Origin of the sequence: Chryseobacterium sp. SIMBA_038 (assembly GCF_046535115.1) — a bacterium.
Taxonomy (GTDB): Bacteria; Bacteroidota; Bacteroidia; order Flavobacteriales; family Weeksellaceae; genus Chryseobacterium.
Genome location: NZ_JAWRXH010000377.1, coordinates 1 through 243, shown reverse-complemented (window position 1 = coordinate 243; position 243 = coordinate 1). Strand labels below are relative to the sequence as shown.

Sequence of the window (243 nt, the reverse complement as noted above, 5' to 3'; positions counted from 1 at the left end):
ACCCATCATGTCAAAGCGCATTCCTTCTGCAGTTAACCAGCGCAATCCTCGCCAGTGAACCCGGACGATATAATCAGCTTCTCCAAAAGCAAGTGAGCGGATACATTCGGGACGCGAACCGAATCCCCGGTCAGCAATGCGTATCTCGTCTGCCGTTTGCGCAAATCGGTCCAGCCGTTCAGCGTCTCTGCTGTCGGTTAGCTCAAAATCAGTGAACTGACAGGTATGAGGATCATATCCCAT

General features: G+C 51.9%; 1 protein-coding gene. It reads right to left on the bottom strand.

Annotated elements, in window-relative coordinates:
* Window positions 1-243: transposase (locus SB689_RS23965; protein WP_410694525.1), on the bottom strand; the 243-nt coding region annotated here is incomplete at both ends.